This is a genomic window from Glaciecola sp. G7-5 (genome assembly GCF_055808975.1).
The window spans coordinates 4,816,904-4,840,844 of the sequence record NZ_CM147892.1 but is presented as its reverse complement, the minus strand read 5'-3'; the positions used below and the strand labels follow the sequence as shown (position 1 = coordinate 4,840,844).

The following is a 23,941-nucleotide window of genomic DNA, read 5'->3' as shown; positions in this document are numbered from 1 at the left end:
ACTAAAAAGGGAAGCATAAATAATTTATTATTTTTATAAATGAATAAATTGTGTTCTTTGTCCTTTAGGATGTTTCAAACGAGGTGTTTGATGTATCTAATAGCGTGCATGAATACGAATTACGCATATCCAAATTTTTCGATAAAGTAGCTTAGCTTTTCAGTGTAAGGCGCTAATTGTTCTTCATAATTTTTCCATTTGTATTTCGATGTTTTATACAGTGGCTGATTAGTTTGCCCTCTAGACGCGCTCGTCACAAATTTTTTGTCTGCATGTTTGTGAAAATCCAAATAACTATTATTTGCTACAAACCCAATGTAACTAAATACTTTATCCATTTCAGCTTCTAAATCATCCACTAAATCCTCGTATCTGACATATAGAAATTCGATACCTAGTTTAATTTCATACTGCTCTAAGAGTTCAAATACTGCAATATAATGATCAACAATATCCTTAAATATAAGCAAATGGGCATTGTAAGCATTCATAGTGAAATACTGCTGCAGACAACTCAAACAGACATCTAAAGGGTGCCTAATGCTAATAATTAATTTAGACTTTGGAAATAGCGTCTTTATGAGGGGAATTTTATGCGTGTAATGAGGGTTTTTTTCAATTATTATTCCTGATTTGGGAATTTTAAATCCTTGTTCCTCTTTGATGACTTCTATATATCGATGTCTCATCCTATCTAGTTCGTCACTCGACAAATTTGATATATCCTTAGGGTATTTTTTTCCAAAATTCTTAAATTCTTTTACTGTAGCCTGAAGAATTTGTCTCTCACTCAAGACAAGAAGATCGTCTTGCGTATCTAATATGTTGTCTAGCAGTGTTGTGCCCGAACGAGGAAATCCAACAATAAAAACATGATTCTTACCTTCATCTCCTTTGAAAATATCTAGATTTTTTTCTAGCGTAGGTATTATGCTTCGATATTCCTTAAGCAAGCGGTTGCTATTGTTCATATGCTTTTTGATTGTGGGATCTCCATTTATTTGAAGCTTTCCTCCCTTTTCCCATGCATTAAAGGCGTCCGCATAATCCCCTTTTTTTTGCAATGTATTTCCCAACAAGTATTGATGCCCTACCACATCTATTGGGTTCTTTTTTAATAGTTCTAAAGCTTCATCAACTTCATTTTGTTTCAGTAAATTTTTCACTCTATTAGAGACTAGTATACAACCTGACTTTTTTTCATACCGTTCACAAGCGAGGTCGACTAAATCCTTTAACCCTGCACTATTCAAATATTGCAGCAAGGTTGTGAACTGGTCATCATCCAATCCATCAAAATCAAAGAAGAGATTTTGAGCGCGCTCTTTTACTAATGTTTTTGAGCCAAATTTAGAAGCACTCTCCAACAAAAGTAGTTGCGCATCAATCGAGTATTTTTCCCAGTTTAGAGCTTTGGGAGCTAATTTTTCAATGTTGACGAAGTGTTCCCGCAATGCGTACAACTTAAGCAAATAGATAATACTTGCTCCATTTTTGACAGAATCATCTTGCGCCATAGATAATTCGAAATAATGTTCTGCGTTTTCCTCGTCATTTTGATCAAAGTAACACCGTGCTACATTATTCGCGATTTCTACTATTTCTTTAGAATCTCTGGTTTCTAACAGAAGTTGCTTGCCTAAAAATATACTTTGTTTGTATTTTTTTCTTTTAGTAGTATTCCATATTCTAACTTTTTCTTTGCGTATGAATTAGCCTTAACCTTTTTCAACCATTTCTTGGCGCTTGTGAGATTATCAGCATTAAAATAAGTAATCGCTTTATTTAGTTCTTCTGACACAGTATTAGCTTCCTCTTTTACATTATTACCAAAGAGTTTGGTGAAATGGTTTTTATTGTTTTAATCACTTTGAATTATTAAAAATAGGCTGTAAGTCTTTTTGACAAAAAAAGGCCCTTGTTTTTAAGTCTGAACAGCATATTTATGAGGCAAGTAATAAAATTTGTCGTTCAAAAAGTTGAACTAGAATAAACGACATCCTTAAACTATTCAACAGCCATTGATTTTGTTGAACTTTAGGTCCAGTTTGGAGTGGTTTCGGGCTTTGTGTGAGCTTGAGAATTTTCTAATAAATAAAGGGGGAAGCGTTAATACTTCCCCTTTATTGGCCTTTCAACTAAGAGATTTATTAATGCACCCAGTGGAAGCGTTTTGATTTCTCTTCCATCATGGTCGCGGTATGCTCAGGCATAAATAATTTATTGTTATTTTCAAAGAAGAATAAATTTCGTTCTGTTTTGCTGCCGAGCTCATTCATTGTCGCACTTTCAAATACGCGACCATTAATAACGGTATGACTGACATATTCGCTTCGTCTTATATCAGCGAGTACGTCTCCGTCAATAATGACCATGTCGGCTAACTTTCCGACTTCAATACTACCAATATCATGGTCCATGCCTAAATGAGTGGCGCCATCTATGGTTGCACCACGAATCGCTTCAAATGGCGTGAAACCACCTTGCGCCATAATCCACATCTCCCAATGTGAGGCTAAGCCTTCTCTTTGGCCGTGGGCGCCTATCATTACGCGAACGCCTTCATCTCTGAGTACTTTTGCGTATTTTGCAACGTCTACATGATTGTAATAGTTCTCTGGCGCTCTAGGACGACGTATCGCGCGGCGGTCGACTAAGAATGATGGGGTGTAGCGCATTAGGCGTTCGTTTTTCCACACTTGCGTTTTATCGTAAAAATACTCCTCTCCCATCATGCCACCATAAGCAACCACAAAGGTAGGTGTATAGCCAAATTGAGTGGCTTTCCATAACTGGGTTAAATCACTGTATCCACGGGCAATGGGCAAACTATGTTCAAGACCAGTATGCCCATCAACTAGCATACTAATGTTTTGTTGAAGCTTACCGCCGCCTTCGGGTACAACCATCATGCCTAGTTTGTCGGCTGCGACCAGTACTTGTTGGCGCTGGTCACGGCGCGGCTGATTGTAGCTTTTGACCGATATAGCACCAATATCTCGCAATCGTTCAACATGAAAGTAAGCGTCGTCATAATTATTAATAACGGCCTTGTAACCCAGTGCTTCTGCACCGTATAAAATGGTGCCGGTTGAATAAATACGTGGGGCAACACGTAAGCCAGCACGCTGCAATTCAGAAGCCGCCATTATTTCGCGCGTATCATTTGATGGGTCATGTATCGTGGTAACGCCAAACGAAAGGTTAGAATATTGGCTCCAATTTTGATCAGGAATAATCTGTGAAGTACCTTGTGAACCATGTGCGTGGGCATCAATAAGACCTGGGATAATGGTTTTGCCGCTAGCATCAATTTCCAAGGCATCTTCGGGGATACTCACATCGCCTTTTTTGCCCACAGCAGTGATTCGATTTCCTTCGATAATAACTACCGAATCTTCGATGACTTCTTGCTGATTGTTTGCATCACGCATGGTCACTAATTTTCCGCCAACAATCGCGGTTACCTTATCGCTGTTGTCGGTTTTTTGTTTAAAGCTTACGTTTATGCCTGAGTCAACGGGTTGGGGCATATCATCGCTTTTAGCACCTGCAATAAAGTCAAAGGCTTCGTTTAAACCGCGCTCATAATATGTGGCCGCATGAGACCAGCCCACGGTAGAGCTGTCATCGCGCCAAGTCATGTAATTTCCTGCATGGGCAGACAATTGCTTAACCGGTAAGGCGGTCATATCAGGCCCTAGCTTGAAGGTCTTGCCATTGGTTTCAAAAGGCGCTGCGTAGGTTTTGTATTGATGCACAAAGGCTAGCCATTTTCCATCAGGAGAGAGGCGGTATTCACTTACTTTATCACCACCATTGAGGTGAACTTGTTTGTCTTTACCATTTAAATTTACGCTCGAAAAACGGGTTTCTCGATAAGCGTCAAATTGGTTTTCGGTAAAATATACACGTTCGTTGTCGCTACTAAAATGGGGTTCAAAACCACTGGGCGAGACGCGTTTTGTCGTTTCTTCATCAAGGTTTAGTACATACAACCCGGGTTCGTTTGAATATTTTGGATCAAGTAAGTAGCCACCTGTTATTTTGCGATAGGCAATTAGCTCAGCATCGTTAGAAAAGCTCGGTTCGATATAATGCCCCGGACCAATGCTAACGACTTTGCCCTTGCCACCACGGGCTGAAACCACTCTAATGGTACCTAGCGCTTGGTCGTTCCATGTGGTGTAAACAATACGTTTGCCGTCGTTAGAATAACGGGGATAATATTCGTCGTGATCATCTTGTCTGGTTAGGCGCTTTACTTTGCCTGACTTCATGTCATGTAAATATAATTTTCCAAGTGCTTGAAACAATATGGACTTACCGTCTGGTGATTTTTGTGCCCAGCGAACAGCTTTAACATCAAACTCCTCTGGTGCAACATCAACCTTAAAGCGCAGCGCATCTGCGTAATGCAAGGTGCTTTCTATTTGTACATCTAGCGTACTTAATTCTTTGTTTGCTGCGTTTAACGAATGAAACTTGCCTGCAGTCCAAAATACGATGTTTTCAGAGTCTGGCGTCCAATCGAAATAAGCAAAATAACCTTCGCTACCAAAGCCTTCTTGCATGTCGCGCTCGAGGTCAAAAAACAGGGGTTCTTCAAGACCCGTAGCAATATCTTTGACAAAAAGTACGGTTTTGTTTTTTACGCGACGGATAAATGCAATGTGTTTGCCGTCGGGTGATGGCGTTGGCACAACAGCACCGCCGGTGCCAGAAATATAGCGTTCTTCTTCACCGGTTTCGCGGTCGTAACGTGTTATTGCGAAAATCGATTTAAGCGGGTCTCGGTTGTAGTCAAAGCCAGAACCTGGGCTAATGTCATGGGTGTAATAGATATATTGGCCGTCGGGCGAAAATGCTGGGTCTGCGATATTTTGCTGCTCAACTTTACCGTTTTCCCGTTCTTTTATGGCAACACCTGTGCCGCCGCTGTGATGATATAACCAGATTTCGCCAGCGGGTATAGAGCGAGCTGACATAATGCCTTTTGTCACCACGATATATTCAGAATCTGGGCTCCATTTAGGCGCATGAATAAGGTGTTTTTTCTCTTTTGTTACTTGCTTTAGGTTTTCCCCGTTTATATCCATGGTCCATATGTTTGATAAACCATCACGGTCAGATACAAACGCAATCTTTTTTCCGTCAGGGCTAATTGCTGGTTGAATATTCCAAGCGAAATCTTGCGTTAAGGCTGTTGCTTTGCCGCCTTCTGCGCTTACGATAAAAATATCCCCTAGCATGTCAAATACCATGGTGTCGCCGTTTGGCGAAATATCCAAACTTGACCAGGTGGTTTCGTTTGTGGATATGTCCACTGTTTTTAAATCCATTGGCGGCGCGAGAACTTCCCAATTTTTTAAGGGATCGTTCGCTTCAACGGTGTCGTCATCTGACACTGCTTCTTCAGATTGTGATAGGGATGCGGCATGAAGTAAGCCTGCAGATGTCAATAAACTTAGGCCAAGCGCGAGCGCGAGGGAAGATAGTGATTGTCGTATTTTCATTAATATAGGATTCTTCTTATAGTTATGTTTAAGCAATAACCATAATTGCAACGTGCAAAATTCGCAAGTCCTGGCGATAGAATAAAAATTATTTTACGGCTATTTAATAATCAGTAGGACAGCCATGCTACCGGGTTCCTACAATGACATGCTAGCGAGGTCAAATTGCCTATTACGTAACGATAATTTTGTGGATGGGGCAACTTCGCCCATCTGCAGTTGAGCAGGCCCTGTTGGCTCTAGTAAAACGTAGTTAGCTCCGTTGCTACTAAGTGTAAGTTCATTTACGTTTTCCCTTAGGTTTATGCTTTGTAAATCAACCGCAAGTAAAGCATGCTCTGGAAGGTATACCATTTGAACGTCTGCATGTGGGCTATAGGCAGTTAACAAGGCCGCCATTAAAGTGGATTTACTATCACAATCTCCTTGATTTTGTAACAATAAGTCGCGAGGTGAAATAAAGCCTGCGCCGTTTGAGGACAGCCTGTCTTCCAAACGATTGTAAGGAATCGATTGAATCCAGCTCAATGCAATTTGAATAAATTCGCGCGCGTCTCTGGGATTATTTTGTAATTGCTTTATGGCGTCAACGAGAGGTAGTAAAGCTTTGCTACTATTTACCGTATACTTGGCATGATCGTGGCGAATGCTTGAAGCGCCGTTTGGTGCTTTATATTTAACAAAATAGTTGTCGCTCCAATAGTCATCTTGCGCTTTATCATGAACCGACTTCAGTTTATCTAGCACTTGCTGGGCTTGTTCACTGCCGCGGCGGCTACTCACGTTAAAAGATAAGCCGCTGTTGTTCTTCTTTACTTTTATTTTGGCTAACTTAGGATCAATGAGCTTAGCAGCTTGCATGACTTGAACATATACGTGAGATTGAAAAACCTGAGGACTATAATTAGGTGGAGAAGGTGGCATAGCGTAAAGGCTGCGGCTATCTAAGGTAAATGACAAGTTATATTCACCTTCTTGAGTGCGCCATTTATAGTCAAAATTTGTGTTTACGCCGCTCCTAGCCTGACTAAAGTGTGTTTGTTGAGCCTTAATAGCACAGCTATAGGTCATAGCGATGCACGCGACTATTAACAGATGCAAGCATGAAAGCTTATTTTTCTTAGCGCAAAATTGGTAAATCCACTGTTGAATGTGCCACATCAATAAAAACTCTGATTAGATCACTCAAAAAGCGATACCGTTGAACTCGTAGTGTGTTAACGGCACATAACACCAATATGTTTACTTTTTTATGAAACCGCGCCTGCACCAAACCAATTTAATTTGCTGTGCAAGCTTACTACGCCGCCAACAATAATGAGCGTTGGCGGTTTGAGCTTAGCGGTTTCAGGGTTTTCAACTATATTGTCGAGTGTGCCGGTCACTACCTTTTGGTCGCCGCGGGTCGCGCTTTGCACTAAACCAATGGGGGTTGAACTTGGCATTCCATTATTAATGAGTTGCTCGCATATAATAGGAAGGCCTGTTAAGCCCATATAAAACACGAGGGTATGATTGGGCTTAACTAACGAAGGCCAATCTAAGTTGATGCTATTGTCGCGCAAGTGGCCTGTAGTAAAGGTAACCGATTGCGCATGGTCTCTGTGTGTCAAAGGAATGCCAGCATAACTTGCCGCGCCTGTTGCGGCGGTAATGCCCGGTACAACCTGAAATTCGACCCCTTCATCAATCAGCGTTTCAATTTCTTCGCCGCCTCTACCAAATACAAAGGGATCGCCACCTTTGAGGCGTACAACACGCTTACCTTCTTTCGCTAAATCAGCAAGTAGTTGGTTAATGTCTTGTTGCGGGATAGTGTGGTTACTTTTTTCTTTACCAACGTAGATTTTTTCTGCATCGCGGCGCACCAATTCGAGTATTTCGTTAGACACCAAGCGGTCGTATACAACAACGTCTGCTTTTTGCATCAAACGCAGGGCTCTGAAGGTCAGAAGATCTGGATCACCCGGCCCAGCGCCTACCAAGTAGACTTGGCCATTAGGTTTGTCACCACTGGCGTATTTTTCAAGGGCGCTGCCTAATTGTTGCTGGGCCTGTTTTTCGTTACCTTGTAATACGTTTTCGCCGATATCACCGTCTAGTACCTCTTCCCAAAAGTACCTTCGATCGGTCACGTTATCGAGTGATTGCTTTACTTTGTCTCTAAATTTCTCAGAAAAAGTACCTAAACGCTTTATATTATGGGGGATAACCGATTCTAATTTTTGGCGAATATAACGCAGTAATACCGGTGCCACACCACCACTAGACATGGCAATAATGATGGGTGAACGGTCAACAATTGAAGGCGTAATAAATTTACACAGTGGCGTATTATCGACCACATTAACTAAAATATTTTGCGCGTGTGCTTGATCATGGATTGCTTGATTGGTCGCTTGTTTGTCGGTGGCAACAAACACCATTTGCTTGTTGGTTAAATCATCAGCTTCGAATTCACGCCTTATTAGCGTTACCTTGTCTGAGAGCGCGAGCTTTTCGACAGTTTCGCTTACCCAAGGCGCCACGATAGTGATTTGTGCGGGTGTTTTTAACAGGAGCTCACATTTGCGAGCTGCTACTTCGCCAGCACCAACGACTAAGCAATGGATATGTTCTGCATCAACGAAAATTGGAAAATACTTCATACGGCCTCTTTTGTTATGAGCCTAAAGTGTGTCATATACTAGAAATAAAAAAAGGAATAAAAATGCTAATTTTATTCCTTTTTGGTATATAGCATCAACAAGATGCCGTTAGGTTATCGATGACGATTAGCCTAGCTATCTTTTTTCTTGCGCTTCTTGGGCGCTTCTTCGCTCCATTCGCGAATATTTAGGCGCTGGCCGGCAACACGCGTTTTTTGCAAGGTTTCTTTTGTTTTTGCTGGCATGCTGTCTGGCAAATCTACTAAGGTAAAGCTATCGTGGATATCAATAGCACCAATATTTTTGCTGCTCATATCGCCTTCGTTAGCAATTGCGCCAACAATGTTACCAGGCTTAGCACCATGTACATAGCCAACTTCAATTCTAAAGCGTTTCATCCCTGATTCAGGATTACCACGCGGTCTTGAAGGTTTGCGCTCACGACCACCTTGTTTATTGGGGCTGCGACCTCGGTCATTGCGTGGGCCTCGATCACCACGCTCAGGACGGTCTTTAAATGATGGCTTTGAGTGCACATCTGGACGGTCTTGCTCGCTCAGTAATAGAGGCTCTTCACCCTGGGCTACTTTAGCAAGAGCTGCCATAACCATTTCTGGTGAAGCTTCAGACTCTTTTAAAATAGCTTCAATCACCGGCATATAAGACTCTATGGTATCGTCACTTAAGGCTTCAAGCACATTCTTTTTAAAACGCCCTAAACGGGATTCGTTTAACTCGCTAATAGAAGGAATGTCCATTGGCGTAATGCTTTGTTTAGTAGCTTTTTCGATAGAAAACAACATACGCTTTTCACGGTGTGAAATAAATAGTATTGCATCGCCTTGGCGTCCTGCGCGACCGGTACGGCCAATTCGGTGGACGTAAGATTCGGTGTCGTGGGGCACATCAAAGTTTATAACATGGCTGACACGCTCTACGTCTAAGCCTCGAGCGACAACGTCGGTTGCAACTAATATATCTATTTTGCCTTGCTTAAGCCTTTCTACCGTGCGCTCACGGGCCGATTGCGCGATGTCGCCATTGAGTGCCTCGACGTCATAGCCGCGGGCGGCAAGTTTGTCTGCAAGTTCAAGTGTTGCGGTTTTTGTACGAACAAACACGATGACACCGTCAAATTCTTCAACTTCAAATATTCTGGTAAGCGCTTCAAGTTTGTGATGGCCAGCTACTTGTACATAACGTTGACGAATCGTGCTTGCTGTAGAAACCTTTGATTCAATTTTAATGTGTTTTGGATTGTTTAAATATTTTTGCGATATTTTTTTGATGACATCAGGCATTGTGGCCGAGAACAAAGCCGTTTGACGTTTTGCAGGTGCATGACTAAGGATTAATTCAACATCGTCGATAAAACCCATGCGTAACATTTCGTCAGCTTCGTCTAGGACTAAAAAGCGAAGTTGGTCTAGTTTAAGGGTTTTACGTTTAATATGGTCAATAATACGACCAGGTGTCCCGACAACAACTTGTACGCCACGTTTTAATTGGCGAATTTGGTTGTCGTATGACTGACCGCCGTATATCGGTAATACACGGATTTTTTTAGAGAAGCTAGCGTAGACTTGAAAGGCCTCTGCAACCTGTATAGCAAGTTCGCGAGTGGGCGCTAATACAAGTAGTTGAGTGAATGCTTCATCGGGGTCTATATTTGCGAGCATAGGTAGCGCAAATGCCGCCGTTTTACCGGTGCCTGTTTGCGCTTGGCCAAGTAAATCGTGGCCTTCAAGCAGCAGTGGAATTGCTTTCGCTTGTATAGGGGAGGGCTTTTCATAGCCCACTTTTTCAACTGCCTGAAGTAGCGCACTAGGCAGGTTTAAATCTTTAAATGTTATGTCGACACTGTCGGTCATGGTATATCCTGAAATAATAAAAAACAAAAGGTAGAGCTAAAGAGGATGCGAACGCCAATAACTAGCCCTGTAGTATACGCGAAATTAGTCGTATATACCATTAAACAAATTCGCAAATCTGTGGTTAAATGAACGACAATTCGCTACAGTATAGGCAATATCGTTTTCACGATCGGTTTTTAAGTAAACATCAAGGACAAAAAGGTAGAACTTAGTATGCAAAACCTCCGCGACAACACATTTACCTCAAGGGTGTCAGCAGGCTTATTAAAGCTCGTCACAGTGGTAAGTTTGGTCATTTTAATGGCAGCGTGCCAACAAAAGACATCTGAAGAATATATACAAGAGGCCGCGGCATTCGCTGCTCAAGGCGACAACCAAGCGGCTGTGGTTGCATTAAAAAATGCAGTTCAACAAGATACGCGTTCTGCAAAAGCACGATTTGAACTGGGTAAGCTTTATTTATCACTTAAAAGTTTTGAGCCTGCTGAAAAAGAATTGTCTCGCGCTAAAGAGCTAGGTTATTCAGAAAAAGAAGTGCTGCCACTGCTTGCGCTAGCGCTTCAAAAAACTGGTGCCAATGTCGCCCTTTCTGATTTGTCCTATGATAACTCCGGGCTAACACATGCTGAACAAGCCGAAGTCGGCTTTCGTAAAGTGCAATCATACATGCAACTTAATCAGCTTGATGAAGCGAATGGACTTATTCGCGATTTATTGTTACTCGACACCGATGTTGTTTATAAAGGTCTTGTACTTGGCTACCAACAGGTACTTGATGAAGACGCGAAAAAAGCATTGGAAACGGCGCTTAAAATGTATAAACGTGCGCCACTTAATAGTGATGTACTGAATTTTACCGCCCGTTTATATACGCTAAATGGAGAACCAGAAAAAGCAGCTGATATCTACGAAAACTACATCAAAGTAGAGCCAAAAGATTTAGAAGCAAAATTTTCGTTGGCAAGTATGTTGGTTGAACAACGTCAACCAAAACGTGCTGAAGTTTATATTGATGAGTTGTTACCTGTTATTCCTGATAATGCTTTACTGAACCAACTAAAAGGTGTGGTACGCGCAGCCCAGGGTGATTTTAAACAGGCCAAATTTTATACCGAAAAGGCGATTGGTTTAGGACGTCCAGATCCGGCCCTACGTTTAATTGCGGGTTTTGCTTCATATCAACTAGAAGAATATGCGTCGGCAGTAAGCCACCTCTCATTTATCGCGGCTATTTTGCCTGACAATCATCCCGGTTTACGTATTCTTGCCGCTAGCCAACTACAAGGGAACATGGGTGATGACGCGGGACAAGTATTATCACGTGTTAATAACGCGACGGAACAAGACGCAAGTTTATTCTCAAGAGCGGGTTATGAACTGATAAAATCAGGAAATACTGCGGCAGCGAAAGAGATTATTGAGCAAGCTGATAAAATTAGTGAAACCCCTGAAGACCTTACGCGTTTAGGTGTATTAAAACTGTCTATTAATGATATTGAAGGCTTACTTGATTTAGAAAGTGCTGTTGAAAAAGCCCCTGAATCAATTACTGCGAAAACGACCCTTGCTAGTGCTTATTTAGGTACCGATCAATTAGACAACGCAATGAAGTTAGCGCAGCAGTGGCAACTCGATGAGCCAACCGTTGTCGATGGCTATCTATTGGAAGCAGAAGTATTGCAACGTCAAGAGCGATTTGCTGAAGCTTCAGTTGTTATTAATAAAGCAAGGGCCCTAGACCGCGATAGCATTCCCGTTAGGTTATCCTCTATTCGCTTAGACCTTCGTCAAAAGAATTATGATTCGGCAGAAGAAAAAGCAGAAGCTTTGTTAGCCGATGAGCCATACAATTTGCCCGCATTAGCGAGCTATTTTGCCTTGAAAAACGAAGCGAAAGACGCTAAACCGGCAATAGACAAAATTAGAAAGGCCGTTAAAGACAACCCTAAAGATGCTAATCTTGGTATGTTGTTAGCGAGAATAGCCTTGTCTATCAACAAACCCAAAGAAGCCCTTGATGCTTTAAAAAACATTCCTATTTCACGCCAAGCACCGCCAACATTCTGGCAAATAAAAGGGGTTGCTTTACTTAGAAATAACCAAAGTGATGAAGCACTGAATCACTACGTTAAATGGTCTGAATTATACCCAAATCAAGAAAATGCAGTGATGGGACAACTGCTTATCTTAGATATGGCGCGACAATATGACAAAGGTGCTAGGATCTCGACTGACTTCTTAGCTCGTAAAGACAACTTGCAAGTTAAAATTATGCAAAGCTACTTTATGGTTATGTCAGGTAATGTAAGAGGAAGCAAAGAAGTACTTGAATCGATAGATGTAAAATATCACCCTCTACCCTTTATCCGTGGCGTAAAAGCAAGGATAGCCTTGGCAGAAGGTAAAGGCAGCGATACCGTTGATGATGCATTCGCCGCTTACAGCGCCAACAGTACCGCTGATAACCTCTTTATTTATGTACGTTCATTAGATGAAGCCAATCAATCGACAGTTGCGTTAAGCGTTATTGAAAGACACGTTAAAGCATTGCCGAATGACGGCCGCGCAAGGTTGCTTTTAGCTGAACGCCAGATTGAATTGGACCCAACATCTGCCATTGCAAGTTATGAGTCATTATTGAAAGATTTTCCAAATAACTTTGTTGTGCTCAATAATGCAGCGCACCTATTGATGGAAAAGGGTGATTTCGAGAAAGCGGCTGAATATTCAAATAGAGCCTATATCATTCAACCATCAAATGTTGCCATTGGTGACACTCATGCTCAGGTGCTCGTCAGCCAAGGTAAACTAGATGAAGCCCTAGTTGTTTATAACAGCGTAATGAGCGATAAAGTAAAAAATGAAGACATCAATCTAAACTACATCGAAGTATTGTTGAAAAACGATGCCATAACGATTGCTAAGCGTCGCATTAAAGATTTAAAACTGACCACCAGCGAAGCGAAAGCGCGTTTAGCAGCATTGGAGAAAGAGTACATAAAGTAAGTTAAAACAAGAATAACGAGGCTCACGTGTTAGCGTTAGGTTAACGGCAGCGTGAGCCTTTTTAGTGTAGTCCCCTAATAAGTTTCATACCCACAGAGAAAATACCGTGATAGATACAATAAAACGTGGTTTTGTAAAGCTACGCCACAACCGAGCCTTTGAATTTTTTGTAATCTCGGTAATCATTATTTCTGCCCTTGAAATAGGCGCCAAGACCTATGATTTATCTGACGCCGCCATTGCCATCACAAAGTATATGGATGTGTTTATAACGGTATTTTTTCTGTTTGAAATTGTTGTAAGATTTATAGCCGAAGAGAGAAAGAAGGATTTCTTTAAATCAGCCTGGAATGTTTTTGACACTTTGGTTGTTGTCATCAGCCTTATTCCTATAGATGAATCTGAGATGGCACTTTTGGCACGCTTAATCAGAATCTTCAGAGTGTTGAGGATGATTTCGATTATCCCTGAACTACGCGTCCTTATTAATTCTCTATTGATTGCGCTACCGCGTCTAGGATATGTGGTTTTGCTGATGTTTATTATTTTCTATATCTATGCCGCAATTGGCAGTTATATGTTTGAAGATATCAATCCCGTTTTATGGGGTGATATAGCAATTTCAATGCTTACCCTGTTTAGAGTAATGACCTTTGAAGATTGGACCGATATTCAATATGAAACCATGGCTGTTTATCCAATGAGTTGGATTTTCTATATTAGTTTTATATTTTTCACCGCATTTGCTTTTTTAAATATGGTAATAGGTATCGTGGTCGGCGTAATGGATGAAGAGCATACTAAAGAACGCAATGAAGGTCAGCCTAGTATGCTCGATATACAAAAGCAGATCGCGCAATTAAGTGAGCAAGTGGCAAAGCTCAGCAATGATAAACCTTAAGGTTTTTACTCTACAACAATATTAGATAAATCACTGCTGCGTTTGCCGTCCATATACTCATTTATATTGCTTAGGGTCGTTTGAGCAATATTAGAAAGTGCTTCATGGGTTAGGAAAGCCTGATGTGAGGTAATGACCACATTGCTAAATGACAATAATCGCGCGAATACATCATCGTCCAAAATCACATTAGACATATCTTTAAAGAAAATGTTTGCTTCTTCCTCGTAAACATCCAAACCAGCAGCACTAATTCGTTTCTGTTTAAGTCCCTGAATGAGGGCCTTAGAGTCAATTAGGCCACCACGACTGGTGTTAATAATCATCACGCCGGGCTTCATCATTTCGATGCTTTTCTCATTAATGCAATGATAGGTTTCTTTCACCAAAGGCGCATGTAAGGTAACGATATCAGATTGTTTTAAGAGTTCATCAAGACCGGTATAGCTCACATTGTCAAGTGCGGCGATGTCGGCATTTGGGTCAACATCATAGGCAAGCACTTTACATCCAAAGCCGAGCAATATATTGACTACGCAGCGCCCAATCTTACCTGTTCCTACTACACCAACTGTTTTTTCAAACATGTTGAAACCAACGAGGCCGTCTAATACAAACTGGCCTGAACGATTACGCAAATAGGCACGATGCAAATTGCGATTGAGCATTAACATCAACGCGACACTATGTTCGGCTACCGCATGAGGTGAATAGGCCGGTACCCTAACTAAATCAATCTTATGTTTCTTGCAAGCGTCAATGTCTACGTTGTTATAACCGGCGCAGCGAAGGGCGATTAGCTTTACGCCGTAATGAGCTAGTTTTTTAACCACAGCCGCATTACAAATGTCATTCACAAAAATACATACAACTTGTGAACCTTTGGCCAAAATAGCACTTTGCTCGTTGAGCGGGCTATCATGAGGGGTAATCTCAATCTTGAAGTGATTTTGTTTTGTGAAGGCTTCAATATCGTACTTTTTGGCATCAAACATGGCAACCTTTAGCTTGCCCGAAGACGTGAAACCAGCAGTGTTGGTGCTGTTTTTTAATATCGTCACTATCTCTTGGTAGTCGCTTGACTTCAGCGTGTCTAATTTCCCTAGCATGTTTTGTAAATCAACAATATTTTTGGATGACTTTGAGGGCATTCGCTTTTCCTTTATTGGAGATATTAAAAAGAAATAAAAAAGCCCCCAGTTTGAAGTGGGGGCTTTTAGTTTAATCTAGTTTGATTAAGATTGCGACGCAGGCGCTGGTTTTAACGCTTTATTAATATCAAGCAAATCTTTCTGTGTTAATGTGCCAGATGCTTGTTTTAAAGATATTATCGCAACAATGAAATTGTAACGAGCATCAGCTAAGTTACGACGCGCATCAAAAAGATTACGCGTACTATTAAGTACATCAACAATTGTTCGCGTACCTACATCAAAGCCAGCTTCAGTCGCTTGCAATGCACTTTCTGCAGATACCACAGATTGCTCTAGAGCACGGATTGTTGAGATTGCTGCATTAACATCGTTAAAAGAACTTCGTACTTGACGTACCGTTTGACGGTAAGTGAGTTCAAGGTTCTCGCTAGCTACGACATAGTTAGCTCGCGCTTGTTCGCTTGCCGCTGACACGCTGCCGCCCTGGTAGATGGGAACACTGAGAGTCAAACGAATTGAGTTACTGTCAAGTGCAGGTGGCTTGCTTGGCTGACCACCATTAAACACGGTTTCGGTGTCATTGCGGTCATACGAGGCTGCCAAACTAAGGGTAGGGTAGTGCCCGCTTTTAGCCAGATCAATATCTTGTTGCGCTACGTCTTTAACTAAACGCTGGGCCAACAAATCAAGGTTGGCGTCTTTCGCCAGTTCTAACCAGCCATTTACTTGAGCTGGAGAAGGTTTTGCTGGGGAGAATAAATTTGTATCGAGCACCGCTATGCGGTCATGGTATTTACCTGTAATTTCACGTAGTTCTTCGAGACGTAACTCGAGAAGGTTTTCGGCCCGTATTTGGCGAGCGATCGTGTTGTCATAGTTTGCTTGTGCTTCGTGAACATCGGTAATAGCCGTTAAACCAACTTCAAAGCGTTGTTTTGTTTGTTCAAGTTGTCTCTCAATCGCCTTTAACTCTGCTTTTACAAATTCAACACTGTCTTGTTCGCGCAGTACCGCTAAGTAGGCATTTACGGTACGTAGCATAAGTGACTGAAAAGTGGCCCCTAAAACAGCATCACTTTGTTGGGCTAGTAATTCTGCGCGGTCCATACCTAGCCAATTTGCATGGTCATACAAAGACATACTAAGGTCTAGGCCGTAATTCAATGAGTTACTTTCAACATCAACAACGCTATTGATGGTTACTTCTCGGCCGTCTGGACCGATGACGGGTTCATTGTTTTCATCGAAAACCCGCTGGTTAATTTCATCATCGCTGTTTGACTTAGCATAGCTAACGCTGCCTGAAATTTGCGGTAATAAACTAGCACGGCTTATAGTAATGCCTGCGTAGGCCGCGTCTTTTTGTGCTTTAGCACGGTTAACAATAGGGTCGTTAGCTTTCGCCAATTCATATACTGTGGCCAAATCGTCAGCATGTGCTGCACTGGAAAGGGTTAGTCCAAGAACTAATGCTATAAATGTCTTTTTCATTGATGAACGCTCTGCGATTTTAATGGGTTAACGCGAATATAATACTAGTTTATGACATTCAACGACAAATACTAATGAATGCTTGTATCAAAAGATGTTTAAGTGTAACAGAATGTGATGATTTTGCAGATTAAACATCGTTTATTTTTACTGTCGATAGTCACTTAGGGGATCACAACTGATGCTAATTGATGGGCTTGTATGGCTTATTTTTGCTGAATGCGTAAAATGATGAGACAACAAACCTAACGCGACTGAGTCAATTTATATGCATGAGCCTGAACTGTCTTTTACTAAAGCGGATGTCACCATTCTAAAAAAAGAGTCTTTGTATAAAGGTTTCTTCAGCTTAAACCGCTACCATTTTACTCATACCTTATTTGATGGAGGCACAAGCGAGGTTGTCATGCGTGAGGTGTTTGAACGCGGACACGCCGTTGCCGTACTGCCTTATGATCCAATTCTTGATGAACTCGTTTTATTAGAACAATTTAGATTTCCCGCTTTAGAAACGAATGACAAGCCGTGGCTTATTGAAGTCGTCGCAGGCATTATTGAAGAGGGAGAAGACCTTGAAGATGTGTGTCATCGCGAGGCGCAAGAAGAAGCCGGTATAAGCCTTAGTCACCTAACTAAAATGAATTCTTACTTGGCGTCACCGGGCGCTTGTACCGAACGAATTCACGTATATTTAGCAAAAGTCGATGCCAGTACTGCTTCAGGTATTCATGGATTAGAAAATGAAGCCGAAGATATAAAGGTACTTAGAGTTCCATTTGAACAAGCGGTTGATTGGTTAAATGAAGGTAAAATAGATAACAGTACGGCGATTATCGCTTTGCAATGGCTTATGATTAATAAGCACAAAGTGCTCAGTGATTGGGGTTTGTAAGCTGAGCTAGTTGTTATGCGCCCGTGCTTAAGACCTTGGCGAAAACAGTCCATCAATTTATAACAAGAGATAGAATGAAAAGCGTTTTGCGAAAAAAATATGTCCCCCATTTACCCAGTATACTTGCGACCTGCGAGCATAATTATGTTTGCATGTTAAAGTTATTGCCCGACTGTGATACGCACGACTTACAATATAGCTTTGAAGTAGCTGAAGGCCTCAAATATCAAATAAAAATAGTCGATTCAAGCCGCTACACTAGCACACTAGAAATGGCACAGATGAGCGCAAATACCCCTAGCTTTTTGCAACCGAAAATGACGATCCGTTTATACCATGATGCGAAAGCCGCTGAAGTGCTTGCAGCACAACGAACTTCTCGCCTCAAACCTGTTTATGAATACCCGAATTTAAATATGCATCAGCGAAACGAAAAACATATGGTAAATGTGTTTTTAGCCGAATGGTTGCATTTTTGCTTAACCCAAAGGCTTGCCTCTACGACAAATTAGTTTTATTTTGTAGGTCATTTTTTAAAGCGATATTTAGTTATGCATCACCTAGTTTATCTTCACGGCTTTTTATCAAGTCCCGAATCTCTCAAAGCACAACAAACACTGGCCTTCGCTAAAAAACATTATCCCGCTGTGAATGTCCATATTCCGGTGTTATCTGGCGATATCAATAAGGCGCTTAAGACAATTGATGCGCTCATGACCACTCTTCCCATAGCCAGAACCTGTTTTATTGGTAGCTCGATGGGCGGTTTTTTATCCACTTATTGCATAGAAAAGTATGCCTGCGGCATAGGAAAGGCTAAAGCCGTTTTGGTAAATCCCGCTGTTAACCCTGCAAACTTATTAAGTCACTATTTAGGACGTCATCAAAACCCTTATACCAATGAGGTATTTGACATTTTGCCCGAGCATATAAGGATATTTAAAGCGCTATATATTGATAAATTGTCTGACCCTCAAAAATACAAAGTACTATTACAAACCGGCGACGAAACCTTAGATTACCAATTAGCAGTAAACAAATATATAGGTGCCCATGTGCTGGTAGAACAGGGCGGTGATCATAGTTTTGTGGGATATGAAGACTATCTGCCTAGTATATTTCAGTTTTTAGTTTAGGAGATTCCAGAACAAGTCTGGAATGACGGGGACTTGTGCTTACACTCCCGTTATTGTTGAGCAAGCAAAGGCGTCAAAATTTTAGGCGTTGAATTGCCTTGTTATATACACTATAAATAGTGGCTTAGGCGGTTGCTCATTGTAAACATGCTTGTTACTATTGGATTTATATACAGGTGTTTTACTAGCGCAAGATATTTACCTGTTTTAACTTGCGATCCCAGCGCTACGCCAAATTAAAGAATTAAAGCGCGCGTGTAAAAAACGATGTTAGGCACGCTGCAAATAAAAATAATTAAATCCACATGAGTCTATAACATGTCTGAGCAATATAATTCTGATGCTATTGAAGTCCTCAACGGACTTGACCCTGTTAAACGCCGTCCAGGCATGTATACCGACACCACTAGACCAAACCACTTAAGTCAAGAAGTGATAGACAACAGTGTTGATGAAGCCTTAGGCGGACATGCAACCAACATAAAAGTTATCTTACATGAGGATCAATCGTTAGAAGTGATAGACGACGGGCGTGGTATGCCTGTGGACATTCACGCTGAAGAGGGCATGAGTGGTGTTGAACTTATCATGACTAAGCTGCATGCCGGTGGTAAGTTTTCTAATAAGAATTATGAATTTGCCGGTGGTCTACACGGAGTAGGTATTTCAGTGGTAAATGCACTTTCTACCCGAGTTGAAGTGACTATTAGGCGCAATGCAGAAGTCCATCAAATTGCCTTTGAAAATGGCGATAAAGTTGAAGAACTACAAGTTATTGATACCTGTGGTAAGCGAAATACCGGCACAAGAGTGCACTTTTGGCCAGATCCGAAATACTTTGACTCGCCTAAATTTTCGGTCAGTAAACTTCTCCACATCTTACGCGCTAAAGCCGTATTGTGCCCTGGGCTATTGATAAAGTTTGAGAACAAAATCAGTAAAGAAAGTCACCAATGGTATTTTGAAGATGGCCTGCGTGATTATTTAACCCAAGGTTTGAAAGATTACATAACGCTTCCATCTGACGCCCCCTTTGTTGGTTCGTATTCAGGCAATGGTGAGGCCGCAGACTGGGCCGTAATGTGGCTGCCTGAGGGCGGTGAAATGGTTACCGAAAGTTATGTAAACCTTATTCCAACGGCCCAAGGCGGCACCCATGTAAACGGCATGCGACAAGGTTTGCTTGATGCTATTAGAGAATTCTGCGAATTTAGAAATTTATTGCCTAGAGGGGTAAAAATAACCGCAGACGATATTTGGGATCGTTGTTGCTATATTTTATCCACCAAAATGCAAGACCCACAATTTGCTGGACAAACAAAAGAGCGACTGTCTTCACGTCAAGCATCGGCCTTTATTTCAGGCATCGTAAAAGACGCGTTTAGCTTATATTTAAATCAGCAAACTGACGTTGCTGAGCTCCTCGCTGACATGTGCATTAATAATGCCCAGCGCCGATTACGCCAAAGTAAAAAGGTAGCACGTAAAAAAATTACCTCAGGCCCCGCTTTACCCGGTAAATTGACTGATTGTTCTACTCAAGATAACGACCGCTCAGAACTCTTTTTAGTGGAAGGTGACTCTGCGGGAGGCTCAGCAAAACAGGCTAGAGACCGAGAGTTTCAAGCAATCATGCCGCTCAGGGGAAGATTCTAAATAGCTGGGAAGTCGATTCTTCGCAGGTTTTGGCCTCACAGGAAATTCATGACATTTCTGTTGCACTGGGTATAGACCCAGATTCAGATGATCTAAGCGGACTGCGCTATGGTAAAATCTGCATCTTGGCTGATGCTGACTCTGACGGTCTGCACATTGCAACTCTGCTGTGCGCATTATTTGTTAAACACTTCAGAAAACTAGTAGATACAGGGCATGTTTATGTTGCCATGCCGCCTTTATTCCGTATCGATATTGGTAAAGAAGTTTACTATGCACTAGATGAAAGTGAGAAGCAGGGCGTGTTAGACCGTATCGAAGCCGAGAAAAAACGCGGTAAGGTTAATGTTCAACGCTTTAAAGGTTTGGGTGAAATGAACCCCTTGCAACTTCGTGAGAACCACTATGGACCCCAATACTCGTAGATTAGTTAGGTTGACGAGTGACGATGCCGAGACAATGCTTGAACTTATGGACATGTTGTTGTCGAAGAAGCGAGCACCTGATCGTAAAGCTTGGCTAGAGAGCAAAGGAAACCTTGCTCAAGTATAGCTAAATCAACGAAAATGCACTTTATCGGCTTAGCATGCTATTTGCTGTTAGGCCTATTTGAAACGTGCGCTGCATAGCAGGAAATCCAATATATGCGAACAAAGGCTTAACATGCTAAAAATCTTAAAAGCGGCGATGCTTACGCTATTAGTTCTGATAGCTTTGCTGATTGTCTTGGTTTTTGATACATCGCCTAATATTGAGGTGAGTCCTACTGAACAAGTAAATAATGCTGATAGTGTTCAGCCCCTTATCAATGAACTTCGTCGAAGTGTGCGTAGCCGATATGTAGCCCAGCAATTAAATGTCAGTTCAAAACAAGCCAACAGTCTCGCCGGTTTTTTGCACAGAGCCTTAGATAAAGCAAACGCCCAAGTTAGTTTTACCAGCGATATGGTGATTATTGCTGGTACCTATGCAATAAGTACAGGTGCGGTGCCAATCTACTTTAATATTGAAGCGCAGATAAAGGCCGGAAAAGGACTGCAATTAGATACCGTCACCCTGGGTGATTTGCCATTACCGGGTCAGTTCGCCTTAGGGAGTGCTGAATCATTAGTAAACACTTACACCTCTTCTAAAGTCGCTACTAAAGCGATTGAAACAGTGGAGTCGGTCATTATTGTGGATGATGGGATGCAAGTTAATTTAGCGCCTATCGATACTTTGTTAAGAGAATTCCAAAACATCGAAACAGGTGGGAGCGACAAAGATACGCGCGTGTTAAAAATTAGAATTGCGCACTATTTACGTTTGCTCGATAACTTATATGTGCCTCCCGGGCCTAAAAACGCAAAAATTCCTTCTTTAGCAATTTATCTTAACGCAGTGATGAAAGAAGCCGCGGTATTGAGTCAACAAGGTTCGGCAACGCTTGAAAATGAAGCCGCGATATTAGCGGTCGCTATTTACGCAGGGAGTCCACGGTTTACGGCACTCATTGGGGACCTTAGCTTTGCGATAGACAAAATACCCAGCGCATCGCCGCGACCTGTACTTCACAATAGACAAGATTTGAGCCTTCACTTTATATTTTCAGCAGCAATAAAGCTTTTATCGCAAAAAGGTATTAGTATTGCGGTTGGTGAATTCAAAGAGTTAATGGACCGAGGAAAAGGCGGCTCGGGATATAGCTTTATTGATTTGGCAGCTGATTTATCAGGAGCTCATTTTGCCGATTTAGCGGTAAACCCTCAAAGTGCTCAGCGGCTCCAAGCAGTCATGCAAAGCGCTGCTAATGAAGCTTTATTTATGGTAGATATTGCTGGACTTAAAGAGGGCTTAAGTAAAAATCAATTTACTGCCCAATTTGGTGAAGTTGATAGTGAAGCTTATCAGCAAGTCGTTTCTGAAATTAACGCTCGAATTGATAGGCTAGCTATTTCTCCTTAAGTCGTGTTTTATTTCTCGAGCTTAAAACAATTTAGGAAATACTATGGCAATACATCAAATACAGCATCCACTTATTCAGCACAAAATGGGTCTTATGCGAGCTTATGGCATAAGTAGTAAAGACTTTCGAGAGCTTGCCAGCGAAGTCGCCAACTTGCTGACTTACGAAGCGACGCGTGACTTAGACCTTGAGCACAAAAGTATAAAAGGATGGACAGGCGAAGCGATTGATATCCAACAAATACAAGGCAAAAAGATTACGGTAGTCCCTATATTGCGTGCTGGACTTGGCATGCTCGATGGAGTACTCAAACTTGTTCCAAATGCAAAAATTAGCGTGGTTGGCTTGTATCGTAACGAAGAAACATTAATGCCGGTTGCCTATTTTGATAAGGTTGTAAAAGATATTGATCAAAGAATAGGTCTAATTATCGACCCCATGTTAGCCACTGGTGGAACCTTAAACGCCACTATTGATTTGTTAAAAGCAAAAGGCTGCAAACGCATTCTCGGTTTGTTTTTAGTTGCCGCTCCTGAAGGCATTGATAAGGTCATACAAGCACATCCTGATATTGATATTTATGTTGCAGCAATAGATGAATGTTTAAATGCACAAGGCTATATTTTGCCCGGTTTAGGCGACGCCGGTGACAAAATATTTGGCACACAATGACGAAATCCTCGTTAATTTATACGGCAAACAAGTATTGGTACAAATAAGTACAAAGGGATGATACCTTTAAACATACGATACGTATCAATAATTATGATATTAAGAAAGGCGCGCCGTGTTCCTCAGATATAAAGGCGATGCTGATAAGGCTTTACATGAAAAAATATATTAGTAGCGCATTATGCGCATTTTCACTTCTCACATTAGTCACCGTAAATAGTGCACTGGCAGCCCCTGTGTTTAAAGTCTCAAAAGGTGAGGATGTAATCTATATTGGCGGTACGTTTCATTTACTCACTGAGAAAGACTATCCATTGCCAAAGGCGTTTAACGAAGCTTACGCGGAGTCTGATGAAGTTTATTTTGAGACAGACTTAGGCGTCCTAGAAACGCCTGAGTTCCAATCGAAATCATTGGAGGTCATACTTTACAAAGACGGGAAGACATTAAAAACGGGCCTGAATGAGGAAACCTATGCACGCTTTGCCGAGTATGCAAAGTCTCGCCAGCTCGACCCGATGCAACTGAACGCTTTAAACCCAACCGGCGTTATGCTCACAATTACGATAATGGAGTATCAAGCGCGAGGCTTTGTTGCAGAAGGAGTCGATAAACATTTTTATGACAAAGCGATTGACGACAACAAAACCATAGCATGGTTTGAGACGCCCGATGAACAACTTGCCATAATCGATGCTTTTGATAACGACGACCCAAATGGCTTAATAAACTATACCCTTGATGAAATTAAAAATGTGGATGTTGTCGTCACAGGGCTGCATAACAGCTGGCGCAGTGGTGACATGGACACACTTGCGAAATTAGGCATGGAAGGATTTGATGGTTATCACGACATATACGAACTTGTATTGGTCAACAGGAATAATCGCTGGATGGAAACAATCGATACGATGTTTGGCGATGAAGGCACCGAGTTTGTGCTAGTTGGTGCGCTTCATTTGCCGGGCAAAGATGGTGTGCTAACGCAGTTAGAAAAGAAAGGCTATACCGTCGAAAAAATGTAGCCCATATGTGAAGCTTAGTTAGCCA

At 41.7% G+C, this 23,941-nt stretch carries 16 protein-coding genes and 1 pseudogene; 9 read left to right on the top strand and 8 right to left on the bottom strand.

The window, feature by feature from the left end:
- Nucleotides 1-119: 119 nt before the first annotated feature.
- The 6 genes from AC0L6H_RS21230 to AC0L6H_RS21205 all read right to left on the bottom strand — a co-directional run bounded on the left by AC0L6H_RS21230 (nucleotide 120) and on the right by AC0L6H_RS21205 (nucleotide 10,035).
- Nucleotides 120-1,517, bottom strand: a complete 1,398-nt coding sequence (locus tag AC0L6H_RS21230) for a sulfotransferase (protein ID WP_473391403.1) — start codon at nucleotides 1,515-1,517, stop codon at nucleotides 120-122.
- A gap of 122 nt (nucleotides 1,518-1,639) precedes the next feature.
- Complete coding sequence (locus tag AC0L6H_RS21225) at nucleotides 1,640-1,801, bottom strand: hypothetical protein (protein WP_473391402.1); 162 nt, start codon at nucleotides 1,799-1,801, stop codon at nucleotides 1,640-1,642.
- Between the two features lie 349 nt (nucleotides 1,802-2,150).
- Nucleotides 2,151-5,516: an amidohydrolase family protein gene (locus AC0L6H_RS21220; RefSeq protein ID WP_473391401.1), complete on the bottom strand. Its 3,366-nt coding sequence runs from the start codon at nucleotides 5,514-5,516 to the stop codon at nucleotides 2,151-2,153.
- Between the two features lie 138 nt (nucleotides 5,517-5,654).
- A complete protein-coding gene (locus AC0L6H_RS21215) occupies nucleotides 5,655-6,587 on the bottom strand; it encodes a hypothetical protein (RefSeq protein ID WP_473391400.1) in 933 nt (310 codons plus the stop codon).
- A 179-nt stretch (nucleotides 6,588-6,766) separates the two neighbouring features.
- Complete coding sequence (cysG, locus tag AC0L6H_RS21210; RefSeq protein WP_473391398.1) at nucleotides 6,767-8,164, bottom strand: siroheme synthase CysG; 1,398 nt, start codon at nucleotides 8,162-8,164, stop codon at nucleotides 6,767-6,769.
- 131 nt (nucleotides 8,165-8,295) lie between these two features.
- Nucleotides 8,296-10,035 (bottom strand): DEAD/DEAH box helicase, encoded by a 1,740-nt coding sequence (locus AC0L6H_RS21205; protein WP_473391397.1) that lies wholly within the window; start codon nucleotides 10,033-10,035, stop codon nucleotides 8,296-8,298.
- 216 nt (nucleotides 10,036-10,251) lie between these two features.
- Here AC0L6H_RS21205 and prsT point away from each other — a divergent pair, with 216 nt between their 5' ends.
- Both prsT and AC0L6H_RS21195 read left to right on the top strand, forming a co-directional pair.
- The gene (gene prsT / locus AC0L6H_RS21200; protein ID WP_473391395.1) at nucleotides 10,252-13,044 is read left to right on the top strand and encodes an XrtA/PEP-CTERM system TPR-repeat protein PrsT; all 2,793 of its coding nucleotides are present in this window, start codon (nucleotides 10,252-10,254) and stop codon (nucleotides 13,042-13,044) included.
- Between the two features lie 106 nt (nucleotides 13,045-13,150).
- Nucleotides 13,151-13,945 carry an ion transporter gene (locus tag AC0L6H_RS21195; protein ID WP_473391394.1) on the top strand — a complete coding sequence of 265 codons (795 nt, stop codon included), beginning with the start codon at nucleotides 13,151-13,153 and terminating at the stop codon, nucleotides 13,943-13,945.
- Between the two features lie 5 nt (nucleotides 13,946-13,950).
- Here AC0L6H_RS21195 and AC0L6H_RS21190 read toward each other — a convergent pair whose 3' ends face one another.
- Nucleotides 13,951-15,096: a 2-hydroxyacid dehydrogenase gene (locus AC0L6H_RS21190; protein ID WP_473391393.1), complete on the bottom strand. Its 1,146-nt coding sequence runs from the start codon at nucleotides 15,094-15,096 to the stop codon at nucleotides 13,951-13,953.
- A gap of 84 nt (nucleotides 15,097-15,180) precedes the next feature.
- A complete protein-coding gene (gene tolC, locus AC0L6H_RS21185; protein WP_473391392.1) occupies nucleotides 15,181-16,590 on the bottom strand; it encodes an outer membrane channel protein TolC in 1,410 nt (469 codons plus the stop codon).
- A gap of 268 nt (nucleotides 16,591-16,858) precedes the next feature.
- On the opposite strand from tolC, the gene nudF reads away from it, so the two are divergent.
- The 7 genes and pseudogenes from nudF to AC0L6H_RS21150 all read left to right on the top strand — a co-directional run bounded on the left by nudF (nucleotide 16,859) and on the right by AC0L6H_RS21150 (nucleotide 23,916).
- Nucleotides 16,859-17,482, top strand: coding sequence for an ADP-ribose diphosphatase (gene nudF / locus AC0L6H_RS21180; protein ID WP_473391390.1), 624 nt, complete (start codon nucleotides 16,859-16,861; stop codon nucleotides 17,480-17,482).
- 74 nt (nucleotides 17,483-17,556) lie between these two features.
- The gene (locus tag AC0L6H_RS21175) at nucleotides 17,557-17,994 is read left to right on the top strand and encodes a DUF1249 domain-containing protein (protein ID WP_473391389.1); all 438 of its coding nucleotides are present in this window, start codon (nucleotides 17,557-17,559) and stop codon (nucleotides 17,992-17,994) included.
- Nucleotides 17,995-18,033: 39 nt separating this feature from the next.
- The gene (locus AC0L6H_RS21170; protein ID WP_473391388.1) at nucleotides 18,034-18,618 is read left to right on the top strand and encodes a YqiA/YcfP family alpha/beta fold hydrolase; all 585 of its coding nucleotides are present in this window, start codon (nucleotides 18,034-18,036) and stop codon (nucleotides 18,616-18,618) included.
- 318 nt (nucleotides 18,619-18,936) lie between these two features.
- Nucleotides 18,937-20,826, top strand: a pseudogene (gene parE, locus AC0L6H_RS21165) (DNA topoisomerase IV subunit B).
- 111 nt (nucleotides 20,827-20,937) lie between these two features.
- Nucleotides 20,938-22,218 carry a hypothetical protein gene (locus tag AC0L6H_RS21160; protein WP_473391386.1) on the top strand — a complete coding sequence of 427 codons (1,281 nt, stop codon included), beginning with the start codon at nucleotides 20,938-20,940 and terminating at the stop codon, nucleotides 22,216-22,218.
- Between the two features lie 43 nt (nucleotides 22,219-22,261).
- On the top strand, nucleotides 22,262-22,891 hold the full coding sequence (gene upp, locus AC0L6H_RS21155; RefSeq protein ID WP_473391385.1) for a uracil phosphoribosyltransferase: 630 nt from the start codon (nucleotides 22,262-22,264) through the stop codon (nucleotides 22,889-22,891).
- Between the two features lie 155 nt (nucleotides 22,892-23,046).
- Nucleotides 23,047-23,916 carry a TraB/GumN family protein gene (locus tag AC0L6H_RS21150; RefSeq protein ID WP_473391384.1) on the top strand — a complete coding sequence of 290 codons (870 nt, stop codon included), beginning with the start codon at nucleotides 23,047-23,049 and terminating at the stop codon, nucleotides 23,914-23,916.
- Nucleotides 23,917-23,941 lie beyond the last annotated feature (25 nt).

Bases quoted from the DNA above. Each gene is read 5' to 3' on its own strand.
- AC0L6H_RS21230 (WP_473391403.1), bottom strand. From the start codon at position 1,517: ATGGCGCAAGATGATTCTGTCAAAAATGGAGCAAGTATTATCTATTTG.
- AC0L6H_RS21220 (WP_473391401.1), bottom strand. From the start codon at position 5,516: ATGAAAATACGACAATCACTATCTTCCCTCGCGCTCGCGCTTGGCCTA.
- AC0L6H_RS21215 (WP_473391400.1), bottom strand. From the start codon at position 6,587: ATGACCTATAGCTGTGCTATTAAGGCTCAACAAACACACTTTAGTCAG.
- cysG (WP_473391398.1), bottom strand. From the start codon at position 8,164: ATGAAGTATTTTCCAATTTTCGTTGATGCAGAACATATCCATTGCTTA.
- AC0L6H_RS21205 (WP_473391397.1), bottom strand. From the start codon at position 10,035: ATGACCGACAGTGTCGACATAACATTTAAAGATTTAAACCTGCCTAGT.
- prsT (WP_473391395.1), top strand. From the start codon at position 10,252: ATGCAAAACCTCCGCGACAACACATTTACCTCAAGGGTGTCAGCAGGC.
- AC0L6H_RS21190 (WP_473391393.1), bottom strand. From the start codon at position 15,096: ATGCCCTCAAAGTCATCCAAAAATATTGTTGATTTACAAAACATGCTA.
- tolC (WP_473391392.1), bottom strand. From the start codon at position 16,590: ATGAAAAAGACATTTATAGCATTAGTTCTTGGACTAACCCTTTCCAGT.
- nudF (WP_473391390.1), top strand. From the start codon at position 16,859: ATGCATGAGCCTGAACTGTCTTTTACTAAAGCGGATGTCACCATTCTA.
- AC0L6H_RS21175 (WP_473391389.1), top strand. From the start codon at position 17,557: ATGAAAAGCGTTTTGCGAAAAAAATATGTCCCCCATTTACCCAGTATA.
- AC0L6H_RS21170 (WP_473391388.1), top strand. From the start codon at position 18,034: ATGCATCACCTAGTTTATCTTCACGGCTTTTTATCAAGTCCCGAATCT.
- AC0L6H_RS21160 (WP_473391386.1), top strand. From the start codon at position 20,938: ATGCTAAAAATCTTAAAAGCGGCGATGCTTACGCTATTAGTTCTGATA.
- upp (WP_473391385.1), top strand. From the start codon at position 22,262: ATGGCAATACATCAAATACAGCATCCACTTATTCAGCACAAAATGGGT.
- AC0L6H_RS21150 (WP_473391384.1), top strand. From the start codon at position 23,047: ATGAAAAAATATATTAGTAGCGCATTATGCGCATTTTCACTTCTCACA.